Below are 12643 nucleotides of genomic sequence, written 5' to 3' on the forward strand. Positions count from 1 at the left end.
AGTGCCACCCGGTGGGCCTCAGCCCAGTTCGGCTGCAGAGGGAAGGTACAGGCCTTCGGCCGTGGTGATGGCCCGGGCTGCCCGCGCCGCACGGGCCGTGGCGATGGCCGTGGCTTCGGCCGCCATGGTGGCCAGCACCATCATGCCCAGGCTCTTGCCGCTGCGGCCCGTGCCCAGGCTGAAGAGGGTGTCGCCGTCGGACATGGTGTGCACCGGGTTGATGCTGCGCGCCAGGCCGTCGTGTGCGGCCACGGCCAGGCGGTGGGCCTGCACCTTGGTGATGACTGCGTCGGTGGCGACCACGCCGATGGTGGTGTTGGTGCCCGCCAGCAGCGGCTGGGGTGGGTCGCCGCGCAGCAGGGCGCGGCGTGTGTCGCGCAGGCGCAGGCCGTCGTCGGTGCGGGCCCCGGCAATGACTTGCGCGGTGTCGGGGTCGATCACATCGCCCAGCGCATTGCAGGCGATGAGGGCGCCCACCGTGACGCCGTCCACGGTGACGGACGCGGTGCCGATGCCGCCTTTCATGGCCCGCTGGATGCCAAAAATCTTGCCCAGCGCCGCGCCCGTGCCTGCGCCCACATTGCCTTCGGCCGGGTCGGCGGTGGTGGCCGCCTCGCACGCGGCGTAGCCTGCGGCGGCGTCGGGGCGCACGCGCATGTCGCCCACCAGCAGGTCGAACAGCACGGCGGCGGGCACGATGGGCAGGCGGCCCACGGCCACGTCAAAACCCACGCCACGCTCTTCGAGCCACCGCACCGCACCGGTGGCGGCGTCCAGCCCCCAGGCGCTGCCGCCCGCGAGCATGATTGCGTGCACCTTATCCACCAGGTTGGAGGGGTGCAGCAGGTCCGTCTCGCGTGTGCCGGGGGCGGCACCCCGCACGTCCACACCGGCCACGGCGCCCTCGCGGGTGATGATGACGGTGCAGCCCGTGGGGCGGCGGGTTTCGGTGAAGTGGCCGACCTCGATGCCGGCCACGCGGGTGATGCTGCCGACGTCGCCAGCCAGTGCGTGTGGAGAACTCATGGCCGTTGATTATGGTGCCCCGGCGCCGTGCGGCACTTGCGCAGCATCAGGGGCCCTGTGCCGCGCGTGGAGCCGCTTCAGTGCGCTTTCTCGATCCGCTGGACGTGGTAGGCCCCGCTGATCTGTTCGGCCCGAAAGCGCACCTTGTCGCCGGGCTTCAAGTCGCCCAGCACGCTGGCATCCGCCACGCGGAACACCATGGTCATGGGCGGCATCTCCAGGTTCTTGATCTCGCCGTGCTTCAGCGTGACGCGCAGGGTGCGTGGGTCCCAGCGGGTGATTTCGCCTTCGCTCAACTCCGCGCCCTGCGGCGTGGGTGGGGCGGCATGGTGGCTGCTGTGGCTGTCCGATGCGGTTGCGGCCGGTGCTTGCGCCAGCGCGGGCCCTGCGGCCAGCAGGACGAGGCTGGCCGCCAGCGGGATGGAGAGGAATGCAATCTTCATGTCGATGCCTTCTTGTTGTAGCTGTTGAACACGCGCGTGCTGCCGTCGTGCGCCACCAGCAGCACGTCGTAGGGGTCGCGCCGGTCGCCATACACGGCGCCGTCCATGCCCGGCGAGCCCACGGGCATGCCGGGCACCGCCAGGCCCAGCGCCTTGGGCTTTTGCTGCAGCAGCTTGCGCACGTCACTGGCGGGCACATGGCCTTCAAGCAGGTAGCCGCCCACCAGCGCGGTGTGGCACGACCCCAGCGTTTGCGGCAGGCCCAGGCGGGCGCGCACCGCGTTGTTGCCGGTGGCGTGCACTTTCACGGCAAAGCCGTTGGCTTGCATGTGGTCCACCCAGTCCTGGCAGCAGCCGCAGTTGGGGTCTTTCCAGACCTCGACGGGCGTGGGTGTTGCGGCACGTGGGGCGGTGGGCAGCAGGGCGATGGCCAGGCCCGCGCCTGCGAGGGGCAGGGCGGTGGCAAGCCATTGGCGGCGGCTGGGCTGGGCGCGGGAGGCAGAGGGTTGCGTCATGGTGGGGCTCCAGAAAGTCGGGTTGCGGCTCATGGCTTGCGCGGCAGCACAGTGATGGTGCCCGTCATGCCCGCCTGGTAGTGGCCCGCGATGAGGCAGGCAAAGTCGAACTGGCCTGCGCGGTTGAACTGCCACACGATGTCGCCCTTCTTGCCCGCGCCCACATGGGCCATGTAGGGCTCGTCGTGTTCCATGCCGGGGTGCTTGGCCATCATCTCGGCGTGCGCATCCAGCTCGGGCTTGGTACCGATCACGATCTCGTGCAGCACCTGGCCCTTGTTCTCGGCGCGCAGCCGCACGGTCTCGCCTTCGCGCACTTCGATGTGACGGGGCGTGAAGCGCATGTCGTCCGTCATGCGGATGGTGATGGTGCGGGCTACGGCCTGGGTGTCGCCAGCAATGCCCCAAGGCTTTTGTTCCTTCACCACCGGGGCGTTGCGGGCCGTGTGGGGCATGTTTTCATGGCCAAAAGAGGCGTTTCCGCCCGCTAGTAAAGCGCAAGCAGCTATCAATTTAATAGTATTCATGGTGTGTCCTGTCTCAGTGCTGGTGGCCGCTGGTGGCGGGTTTGCGGGCGCTGGCGGCGCCGGGGGCGGTGCCCGGCGTGGTGGTGCGCGCGGGGCGGGGTGTGCTGGCGGGTGCGCCCTGCCATTCGTAGGCCTGCGTGCCTGCTGGCTGGGTGTAGTCGCCGGGGTCGCGGTAGTCGCCCGCCGCCTGACTGGCGCGCACCTTGAAGGTGGTGAACATGCCGCCCATCTCCAGCGGGCCATAGGGGCCGGTGCCGGTCATCATGGGAAAGGTGTTGTCGGGCAGCGGCATCTCCATGGCACCCATGTCGGCCATACCGCGCTCGCCCATCACCATGTAGTCGGGCACGATCTTCTGGATCTTGCCGACCAGGCCTGCATGCTGAACGCCGATCATGGTGGGCACGTCGTGCCCCATGGCGCCCATGGTGTGGTGGCTCTTGTGGCAGTGCAGGGCCCAGTCGCCGGGCTCGTCGGCAATCAGCTCGATCTGCCGCATCTGGCCCACGGCCACATCGGTGGTCACCTCGGGCCAGCGCGCGCTGCGCGGCACGGGGCCGCCGTCGGTGCCGGTCACCTCGAACTCATGGCCGTGGATATGGATGGGGTGGTTGGTCATGGTGAGGTTGCCCACGCGGATGCGCACGCGCTCGCCCTGGCGCGCCACCAGCGGGCTGATGGCCGGGAACACGCGGCTGTTCCAGCACCAGATGTTGTGGTCCAGCATGGTGTTGACCTTGGGGGTCATGCTGCCGGGCTCCACATCGAAGGCGTTGAGCAAAAACGCGTAGTCGCGCTGCACGGTGGCAATCTGCGGGTGGCTGCCCTTGGGGTGGGTGATCCACAGGCCCATCATGCCCATGGCCATCTGCACCATCTCGTCGGCATGCGGGTGGTACATGAAGGTGCCGGGGCGGCGCGCCACGAACTCGTAGACAAAGGTCTTGCCCGGCGCAATGCCCGGCTGGTTGAGCCCGCCTACGCCGTCCATGCCGTTGGGCAGGCGCTGGCCGTGCCAGTGGATGGTCGTGTGCTCGGGCAGGCGGTTGGTGACGAAGATGCGCACGCGATCGCCCTCGACCACCTCGATGGTGGGGCCGGGGCTCTGGCCGTTGTACCCCCATAGGTTGACCATGAAGCCGGGCGCCACCTCGCGCACCACGGGCTCAGCCACCAGGTGGAACTCTTTGACGCTGGCATTCATGCGCCAGGGGGCGGTCCAGCCGTTCAGGGTGACCACGGGGTTGTAGGGGCGGCCCGTGGGCGGGTGCAGCGGCGGCGCGGTGTCGGCGCTCGACTGCATCGCGGGCTCGGGCAGCGCGGCCAGGGCCACGCGGCTGACGGAAGCGGCGGCCACGGCCGTGGCCGCGCCGGAGAAGAAATTGCGGCGGTTCATGGTTCAGTGGCCTTGTGGGGTGGTGGAGGCGGCGGCGCCCGAGGTGAGGCCCTGCAGGGCGCCGGGCGATGTGCCCGTCAGTGCGAGTTGCAGGTCGGTCTCTGCCAGCCAGAAGTCGCGCTGCGCTTCGATGGCATTGGCCACGGCCTGCGTGCTGTTGCGCGCTTCGGCCAGCATGTCCCACACACTGGCCAGCATGCCGTTGTAGCGCAGCGTGGTTTCGTCTGCGATGAATTGGCGCAGCGGCACCACCTCGCTGTGCTGCTGGCGCGCCAGGTCCAGCGCGGTGCGGTAGGTAAGCCAGGCAGCGCGCACCTCGCTGCGGGCGCGCACGGCGGTGTCCTGCAGCTGGGCGGCGGTTTGTTCCACCTCGGCCTGGGCGCGGGTGCGTGCGGCGCCGCCCCAGTCGAACAGGGGCAGGGGCAGCTCCAGCTCCCAGCCGCGTTTCACATCGGTGTGCCCTGTGTCGCGTTCGGTGCTGGTGTTGCGGTTGTAGGCGATGCCGATGTCGCCAAACACGGCGCCCGCACGGCTCCAGCCCTGGCGCGTGGCCTGGGTGTCGAGCTGGCGGCGGGCCGCCTGCACATCCAGCCGTTCGCGCAAAGCCGTGGTTTCGATGCCGTCTGCGGGCAGGGCGCGGGCGGGCAGCGGTGGCAGCTGGGTGGCCAGCTGGTATTGCGTTTGCGCGCCCCACAGGCCCAGGCGGCGGTGGAGCTCCTCACGCGCAGTGGCGGCGGCCAGCCTGGCGCGGGCGTGCTGGCTGCGGGCCTCTTGCAGCGCGGCCTGTTCGCGGGCCTGCCGCAGGCGGCTCCAGTTGCCCACCTGCACCATGCGGCGGGCCAGCTCGGCACCGGCCTCGGCGGCTTCCACCATGCGCTCGTGTGTGGCGGCCACCTGTTCGGCCGCCACGGCGCGCAGCCAGGCTCGGCGCGTGTCGGCGGCCAGCAGCACCACGTCCTGCGCGGCTTGCAGCGTGGCGATCTGCAGGCGCTCGGCCTGGCGCTCGGCACGCCAGGGCAGGGTGATGAGCTCGAGCAGGCCAAAGGCCAGGGTGCGCTCGATCTCGCGCTCGTGGCTGTTGGCAAAGCGCCCCAGGCTCAGGTGTGGGTTGGGCAGGGTGATGGCCTGCACTCGCTCGGCATCGGCCACGCCCAGCGCGGCCAGCCGGGCCTGCAGGCCGGGGTTGTTCAGCAGCGCAATGCGCACGGCCGCGTCCTGCGTGAGGGGGTGGGCCAGCCAGCCTTCGATGGACTGCTGCGCCTTGGCGCGGGCGGCGGGCTCGGCGGCGGGCAGAGCGGCGTGGGGGCTGCCGGTGCGGCCCTGGGTGAGTGCGGCCACGTCGCCGCGCAGGCCGTCGGGCGACACGCTGGCGCAGCCCGCCAGCACCAGGACTGTGGCGAGGAGGGGCAAGCGATGGTGCAGGCGAATCATGGCTTGCCCCCGTGCATGGGCTGGTCGCCGTGGTGGCTGCGGTGGTGCGGGGGCATGGGCTTGCGGGCTGCACCGGGGGCCGCTTCAGCGCCACTGTGCTGGTGGGGCGAGGACGATGACGAGGGCGGGTTGGTCGCGGTGCCCTGCCGCTTCTCCCACACCACGATGTCAGCGTGGCCGCGCGGGAACTGGCCGACCGCGTGGTGGGCGTCCTGCCACGCCTGCCCCGTGGGCAGCTCGGCCAGGGCGGTGGGGGTTGGGGGTGCGGGATGAATCAGTGGCGCCGTGGCCGCACCGGGGGCGGCCGCCAGGGCGGCAGCGTGGGGGCTTTGGGCAAAGGCGGTGGGCACCGCGACCCAAGGGGTGAACAGCGGTGCAAGCAGGGCAAGACAGGCCAGTCGGGTGCGGGGTGGCCGCAGGCGTGGGGTCGGGCGGTAAGGGGGGTAAAAAAGGGCGCGCATGGCGATCTCCAGACAGCGAGAAAAACAGGCAATGCGCTGCAACCGGTGCGCCCCAGGTGGGGCGGACCGGCGGTGCAGACGCACTTCGGGCGTCGGAGATCAGGCGATGGGGGGTTTGATGGTCAGTGCTGCCGGGGCACTGTCAAATGGCGCGGCGCCCAGGGCGCGCAGGGGGCCGGCAGGCTGGTGCGCCGGGGTCAGCGCTGCAGGCACGTCCAGCATGGCCGAATGGCAGATGTCACAGGCCGAACAGGCGCTGGCGTGGTGGTCGTGGGCCGCGCAGCCGGTGCTGGCGCCATCGCAGGCGGTCACATCGGCGGCAGGGGCCGCCAAGGCGTGGTCGTGATCGTGGTAATCGTGATCGGCTTCGGGCTCTGTGGCCGGGCTCTCGGGGGGCGGGGGGCTGCCGTGGTGTGAGCCATGTGCGCCATGTGCGCCATGTGCGCCATGGGTGGCAGAGGGGGGCTGATGGGCCTCGGCCGGTGTGTGGGGGGCGGCACGGGCGGTATCAGCCTGGATGTGGCTGTGCGGTGCGGGGGGGGACTGCAGCGGGGGCAAGACCCCGGCGGCCATGGCGGTGCCGGTGAGGCCCCGCAGGACCAGCACCACCATCAGCAAAAGGGAGAGGCCGCGACGCATCCGTGAATGATACGGCGCGCAAAGGGTTGGTTCCCCTGGGCGCAGGTTCTTTCCCTCCCGGGGGCTGCGCTGCCGGGTGGGCGACCCGGGCAAACGAGGGAGGACGGCCAGGGCGGTGGGCGCTAACATGCAACAAAACATGTCCGCTGCGGGGTGCGGCCCACGGGTTGTGGCCTGTGCGGCGGGCCCGCGCACCAGCCTTCTTTCCTTGTCTTGCACAGAAAGGTCGGTATGTCCCCCTGGGTTGCAGGAATGTGGAGCACCTTGCCCGCGCGCATCCGCTGGCTGGTGCTGTGGGCCACGCTGCCAGCGGTGCTGCTGGTCGTCTACCAGGCCCGGGCCCACCGCGCCGACGCGATTGCGGCGGCAGAAGCACGCGCGCTGCAGACGCTGCATTCGGTGGCGGGCACCCAGCAGCGCCTGATCCAGAACACGCGGCAGTTTCTGCAGCAACTGGCGGCCATGCCGCAGGTGCGCGACCCCGCAGCGCCCGAGTGCGGTCGTTACCTGGCCGAGGTGCTGTCGCTCAACACCACCTACGTGAACATCGGTGTGCCGCGTGCGGACGGCGATCTGCTGTGCAATGCCCGCCCGCTGAAGGCGCCGGTCAATGTGGCCAACCGCCCGTATTTTCAGCAGACCATCACCGGCCGCGACTTTGCCGTGGGCAGCTTTCAGGTGGACCGCGCTGCCCAGGTGGCCAGCGTCAACTTTGCCTACCCGGTGATCCCGGCGGGCACGCAGGACGTGGTGGGCGCCGCCGTGGCCGTGGTGTCGCTGGAGTGGTGGAGCCTGCGGCTCACCGACCTGGGCCTGCCCGATGGGGCGGTGGCACGGGTGTCAGACCCCGATGGCCGCGTGCTGGCCCGCTACCCGCCCGAAGCCAGCGAGCTGGGTGCCCCGTTTGCCGATGGCGAGTTCCGCGCGATGGTGCTGCAAACCCCGCAGGGCCAGCGCCTGCGCACGCGTGCCGACGGCGCCCCCGAGCTGGTGGTGTTCCAGCCCCTGATCGAAGCGGGCGGCAAACCCGTGGCCACCATGAGCCTCGCGGTGCCGCTGGAGAACCTGTATGCCGCCGCCAACCAGCGCATGTGGACCGAGATGGCCTTCCTGCTGGCCGGGCTGTTGGTGTCGGTGGTGGTGGCCCAGGTGGGCGTGCAGCGTGGCGTGGTGCGGCCCCTGCAGCGCCTGCTGCACGCCACCGACGAGTTGGCCGAGGGGCGTTATGTGTCGCGCACGCCCGCCACGGGGCTGCAGGAGCTGACCGAGCTGGGCCGCCGCTTCGACCGCATGGCGCTGACCCGCCAGAACGCCGAGGCCGAGCTGCGCCAGAGCGAGGAGAACCTGGCCATCACCCTGCACTCCATCGGCGACGCCGTGGTGGCCACCGATGCGCAGGGCCGCATCACCCGCATGAATGCGGTGGCCGAGCGCTTGACCGGCTGGCCGCTGGCGCAGGCCCTGGGCCAGCCACTGGCCGATGTGTTCCGCATCGTCAACGCCGGCACGCGCGAACCGCAGGTGGACCCGGTGCAGCAGGTGATGGACAAAGGCCAGGTGGTGGCGCTGAGCAACCACACCACCTTGCTCGCGCGCCACGGGGCCGAGTACCAGATCGCCGACAGCGCTGCCCCCATCCGCAACCCCCAGGGCCAGATCGTGGGCGTGGTGCTGGTGTTCAGCGATGTGAGCGAGTCCTACCGCGTGCGCCGCAAGCTGGAGGACAACGAGGCGCGTTTTCGCACCCTCACGGCGCTGTCGTCCGACTGGTACTGGGAGCAGGATGCGCAGTTTCGCCTCACGCATGTGGAAGGCCGCGCCGATGACCGGCTGGTGCAGGAGGCCGCGCTGCACATGGGCAAGACGCGCTGGGAGCTGGCCGCGCCGGGCATGAGCGATGCGCTGTGGGAAGAGCACCGCGCGCTGCTGGAGCGCCACCAGGAGTTCCGCGACTTCGAGTTCGAGCGCCACGACCGGCAGGGCCACTCATACTGGGTGTCCATCAGCGGCACGCCGGTGTTCGATGCAGACGGCATGTTTTGTGGCTACCGGGGCGTGGGCAAGGACATCACCGCCCGCAAGCGCGACGAAAACGAACTGCGCATTGCCGCCATCGCGTTCGAGTCGCAGGAGGGCATGGTCGTCACCGATGCCGACACCCGCATCCTGCGCACCAACCGCGCCTTCAGCCGCATCACCGGCTACAGCGCCAACGAGGTGGTGGGCCAGCCCACCCGCCTGCTGGCCTCGGGCCACCACGACAAAGCCTTCTTCGACGCCATGTGGGCCAGCCTGGCCAGTGCGGGCGAGTGGAAGGGCGAGCTGTGGAACCGCTGCAAGAGCGGCGAGGTGAACCTGCACTCCATGGCCATCACCGCCGTGACGGACCGCCACGGGGCGCTGACCCATTACGTGGCCACGCTCAGCGACATCACCCAGCGCGCCGCCGCCGCGCGCGAGATCGAGCACCTGGCGTTCTACGATCCGCTCACGCACCTGCCCAACCGCCGCCTGATGATGGACCGGCTGCAGCAGGCGTTTGCCACCAGCGCCCGCGCCGGTCTGCAAGGGGCCCTGTTATGCCTGGACCTGGACCACTTCAAGACCCTGAACGACACCCTGGGCCACGATATGGGCGACGTGCTGCTGCAGCAGGTGGCCGAGCGCCTGACCCGCTGTGTGCGTGAAGGCGACACCGTGGCGCGCCTGGGCGGTGATGAATTTCTGGTGCTGCTGGAAGACCTGGGCGCCCAGGCCACCGATGCGGCCGAGCAGGCGCAGACCGTGGGCGAGAAGATACTGGCCGCGCTCAACCAGCCGTACCAGCTGGCATCGCACCATGTGCACAGCACCACCAGCGTGGGCGCGGTGCTGTTTCGGGGCCAGGGGCAGACGGTGGAGGATGTGGTCAAACACGCAGACCTGGCCATGTATGCGGCCAAGACCGCCGGGCGCAATAGCATCCGCTTTTTCGACCCGCGCATGCAGGCCGCCGTCACGGCCCGCGCAACGCTGGAGAACGACCTGCGCACGGCCGTGGAGCAGGGCCAGTTCACGCTGCACTACCAGACCCAGGTGGGTTGCGGCACCCGCGTGGTGGGGGCCGAGGCGCTGATCCGCTGGAACCACCCCACGCGCGGCATGGTGTCGCCGTTCGAGTTCATCCCCCTGGCCGAAGAAACCGGCCTGATCCTGCCCATGGGCCTGTGGGTGCTGCAGACCGCCTGCACGCAGCTGCGCCGCTGGCAGGACCACCCCGCCACTGCCGAGCTGCAACTGGCCGTGAACGTGAGCGCGCGCCAGTTCCACCAGGACGACTTCATCGAGCAGGTGGTGACGGTGCTGCGCCAGACCGGCGCGCGGCCCGACCGCCTGAAGCTGGAGCTGACCGAAAGCCTGGCGCTGGACAACGTGGACGACACCATCGCCAAGATGAATACCCTGCGTGCGCTGGGCCTGGGGTTTTCGATGGACGACTTCGGCACGGGGCAGTCGTCCCTGTCCTACCTCACGCGGCTGCCGCTCGACCAGCTCAAGATCGACCAGAGTTTTGTGCGCAACATCGGCATCCAGCACACGGATGCTCTCATCGTGCAGACCATCATCGGCATGGCGCAGAGTCTGGGCATTGACGTGATTGCCGAGGGCGTGGAGACCGAGGCGCAGCGCGCGTTTCTCGAGCAGCATGGCTGCACGCTGTGGCAGGGCTACCTGTTCAGCCGCCCCGTGCCCATCGAGGTGCTGGAGCAGCGCCTGCACAGCGGGCTGGGCTGGCAGGTGTCAACGTAAAAGGCGTGTTTTTGTAGAGCGCTCAACCGCCCTTGGCCCGGGGCTACACCGCCATGTAGCGCCCCGGCCGGTGGTTCATGGCCAGCACCAGGTTGAGCGCCACGGCGCCCGCAATGGACCAGGCCACGCGCAGGGGCTCCACCGTCCACAGCGCCAGCAGCACGATGCAGCAGTCCACAGCCATCTGCACCTTGCCCGCGCGCCAGCCGTAGCGGTCTTGCAGGTACAGCGCGGCAATGCCCACACCGCCCAGGCTGCAGCGGTGGCGGAACAGCACGAGGAAGCCCGTGCCCGTGATCAGCCCGCCCGCAATGGCCGCATACAGCGGCTGCAGTTGCGCAAACTGCAGGAACTGCGACTGCAGCTCGGTCAGCAGCGACAGCAGCAGCACCGCGATGAAGGTCTTGACGGTGAACGCCCGCCCCAGCTTGCGCAGCGCGAGCCAGTAAAACGGCAGGTTGAGCACAAAGAAGATCTTGCCGAAGCCGATGCCCGTGGCGTAGTGCAGCAAAAACGCCAGCCCCGCCGTGCCCCCGGTGAGCAACCCCGCGCTGGTGAAAAACGCCACCCCCACCGAAATCAGCAGCACCCCGGTGAAGATGGCCACGGCGTCTTCCGTGAGGCTGTGGGGCACCACCACCGGTGCGGCGGGGGTGGACGGGGCAGGGGCTGCGGGGGAGCTGGACATGGGCAATAAGGAAAGGCTGGAGGAGTGCGTGCGCCGAATTGGAGCACGCAAGCCCCATGCCTGGCTTGTCGCGCGTCAAGTTCTGGCGCCGTGCCGGGCGCTGATCGCGGTGGGGTGGGGGCCCCGTTGTGGCACGGGTTTACTCCTCATTTGATAGCTGCTTTGGCAAGCTGGTCGTGCGCAGAGGCCACTTTTTATCCAAATTTTCACCAACTGCCGTGGCGGCCAGCGCTTCGTCGATCAGCTGGGTGATCTCCGGCCGGGGCGCCATGGGCGCGAACGCACTCACCCGCGCGCGGCCGATGTTGCCCATGGGCAGCCGTGCCAGCGCATGGCCCAGCGGCACCAGCGCCAGCCGCAGCAACTGGCCCGCCGCCTCGCGCGGGTCGCGCAGCTGCAGTGCATAGCGCAGCATGGCGGTGTGCGAGCGCCAGTGCAGCGACAGCGTGGTCTGCCCTAGCACATGGGCGGCCTCCAGCCAGTGCCAGCGCGTCGTGGGTGGTGCACCTGCATCGCGGGCGAAGGCGGCGAGCAGGTGGTCGAACGCGGCCTGTTGCTGCCAGGGCGGGGTGGTGGCGCTTGCCCCGCGCTGTGCGGCCAGCTGGCGCCAGCGCCGCTGGCGGTGCCGGTAAAACAGCTGGGCAAAGGCCGCGCTCAGCGGTGTCATCAACCAGGGCAGGTGGCGGGCCACAACCTCGATGTCGTCGGTGTACAGCGTGCGGCCGTCGGGCAGCGCCTGCAGGGTGATGCGGTGGTCCCAGCGCCGCATCAGCGCACCCTCGCCGTTGTCGCGCAGCGTGGGCCAGCCACCGGCCTGCGCGGGCGCCTCGATGGAGATGCGCACGGTTTGCGGGCCCATGGGCAGCAGGCCCAGCAGCCACATCTGCACGCGCAGGTCGCCGGGGGACCAGTGGGCGGGCCAGGGCGTGCCGCCCGGGCGCTTGAACCGTACCAGCGGCGCGGTGATGTGGCGGAACACGGCGGTGCTTTGCAGCTGCGCCGCCACCCAGTCGGGCGGCGCATTCAAGGGGTGGACAGGTGCACGCGCATGGCTCAGTGCCCCTGCAGTGGTGCGCCTGCGGCAGTGCTGGCCAGCTCCTGCCGGGCATGGCGGACCACGCTCCAGCCCCCGCTGATGGCCAGGCCCGCCATGATGGCGGCCACCACCAGGTCGGGCCACACGGTGCCTGTACCCAGCACGCCCAGGGCCGCGCCCATCACGGCCAGGTTGCCCAGCGCGTCGTTGCGGGTGCACAGCCACACGCCGCGCATGTTGGCGTCGCCCTCGCGATACGCATACAGCAGCGCCGCCACGCCCAGGTTGGCGGCCAGCGCCAGCAGGCCCACGCTGCCCATGGTGAAGGGCTCGGGCGGAATGCCCTGCCACGCGCCCCAGGCCACGCGGCCGATCACAAACACGCCAAAGGCCAGCATGCTGGCGCCCTTGACCAGGGCAGCGCGGGCGCGCCAGCGGAGGGCCATGGCCAACACCCACAGCGACAGGCCGTAGTTGGCCGCGTCGCCCAGAAAATCGATGGCATCTGCCAGCAGCGAGGCCGAGCCCGAGCGCAGACCCGCGCCCAGCTCCAGCACAAACATCGCGGCGTTGACGATGAGCGCAATCCACAGGATGCGGCGGTAGCGCGGGTCCGCGCCAGCGGGCGCGCCATGGCTGTGGCCAGGGGCGCTGTGGTCATGGTGGTCGTGATGGCAATGGGCAGACATGGG

Annotated in this window: 12 protein-coding genes; 1 reads left to right on the plus strand and 11 read right to left on the minus strand. The window is 70.0% G+C overall.

Annotated features, from left to right (window positions below; all coding sequences use genetic code 11):
* Nucleotides 1-18: 18 nt before the first annotated feature.
* The 8 genes from A1D30_RS03915 to A1D30_RS03950 form a co-directional block, all read right to left on the minus strand.
* The gene (locus A1D30_RS03915; protein ID WP_063459490.1) at nt 19-1026 is read right to left on the minus strand and encodes a P1 family peptidase; all 1008 of its coding nucleotides are present in this window, start codon (nt 1024-1026) and stop codon (nt 19-21) included.
* A 77-nt stretch (nt 1027-1103) separates the two neighbouring features.
* Complete coding sequence (locus A1D30_RS03920) at nt 1104-1469, minus strand: copper-binding protein (protein WP_063459491.1); 366 nt, start codon at nt 1467-1469, stop codon at nt 1104-1106.
* Nucleotides 1466-1984 carry a DUF411 domain-containing protein gene (locus A1D30_RS03925; protein ID WP_063459492.1) on the minus strand — a complete coding sequence of 173 codons (519 nt, stop codon included), beginning with the start codon at nt 1982-1984 and terminating at the stop codon, nt 1466-1468. The genes A1D30_RS03920 and A1D30_RS03925 overlap by 4 nt, the downstream gene beginning before the upstream one ends.
* Before the next feature lie 29 nt (nt 1985-2013).
* Nucleotides 2014-2511: a cupredoxin family protein gene (locus tag A1D30_RS03930; protein WP_063459493.1), complete on the minus strand. Its 498-nt coding sequence runs from the start codon at nt 2509-2511 to the stop codon at nt 2014-2016.
* A gap of 13 nt (nt 2512-2524) precedes the next feature.
* A complete protein-coding gene (locus A1D30_RS03935) occupies nt 2525-3907 on the minus strand; it encodes a copper oxidase (RefSeq protein WP_063459494.1) in 1383 nt (460 codons plus the stop codon).
* 3 nt (nt 3908-3910) lie between these two features.
* Nucleotides 3911-5338 carry a TolC family protein gene (locus tag A1D30_RS03940; RefSeq protein ID WP_063459495.1) on the minus strand — a complete coding sequence of 476 codons (1428 nt, stop codon included), beginning with the start codon at nt 5336-5338 and terminating at the stop codon, nt 3911-3913.
* Nucleotides 5335-5799 (minus strand): hypothetical protein, encoded by a 465-nt coding sequence (locus A1D30_RS03945; RefSeq protein WP_131798415.1) that lies wholly within the window; start codon nt 5797-5799, stop codon nt 5335-5337. The genes A1D30_RS03940 and A1D30_RS03945 overlap by 4 nt, the downstream gene beginning before the upstream one ends.
* A gap of 99 nt (nt 5800-5898) precedes the next feature.
* Entirely contained in the window at nt 5899-6438 is a 540-nt protein-coding gene (locus A1D30_RS03950) for a hypothetical protein (protein WP_131798416.1), read from the minus strand.
* A gap of 231 nt (nt 6439-6669) precedes the next feature.
* On the opposite strand from A1D30_RS03950, the gene A1D30_RS03955 reads away from it, so the two are divergent.
* Nucleotides 6670-10227, plus strand: coding sequence for an EAL domain-containing protein (locus A1D30_RS03955; protein ID WP_242421777.1), 3558 nt, complete (start codon nt 6670-6672; stop codon nt 10225-10227).
* A gap of 43 nt (nt 10228-10270) precedes the next feature.
* Here the strand turns inward: A1D30_RS03955 and A1D30_RS03960 are convergent, their stop codons facing one another.
* The 3 genes from A1D30_RS03960 to A1D30_RS03970 all read right to left on the minus strand — a co-directional run bounded on the left by A1D30_RS03960 (nt 10271) and on the right by A1D30_RS03970 (nt 12640).
* Nucleotides 10271-10915, minus strand: coding sequence for a YitT family protein (locus A1D30_RS03960; RefSeq protein ID WP_063459499.1), 645 nt, complete (start codon nt 10913-10915; stop codon nt 10271-10273).
* Between the two features lie 139 nt (nt 10916-11054).
* Complete coding sequence (locus A1D30_RS26355) at nt 11055-11942, minus strand: DUF3703 domain-containing protein (RefSeq protein ID WP_242421778.1); 888 nt, start codon at nt 11940-11942, stop codon at nt 11055-11057.
* A 26-nt stretch (nt 11943-11968) separates the two neighbouring features.
* Nucleotides 11969-12640 (minus strand): cation transporter, encoded by a 672-nt coding sequence (locus tag A1D30_RS03970; protein WP_199865922.1) that lies wholly within the window; start codon nt 12638-12640, stop codon nt 11969-11971.
* Nucleotides 12641-12643: the final 3 nt, after the last annotated feature.

Origin of the sequence: Acidovorax sp. GW101-3H11 (genome assembly GCF_001633105.1) — a bacterium.
Taxonomy (GTDB): domain Bacteria; phylum Pseudomonadota; class Gammaproteobacteria; order Burkholderiales; family Burkholderiaceae_C; genus Acidovorax.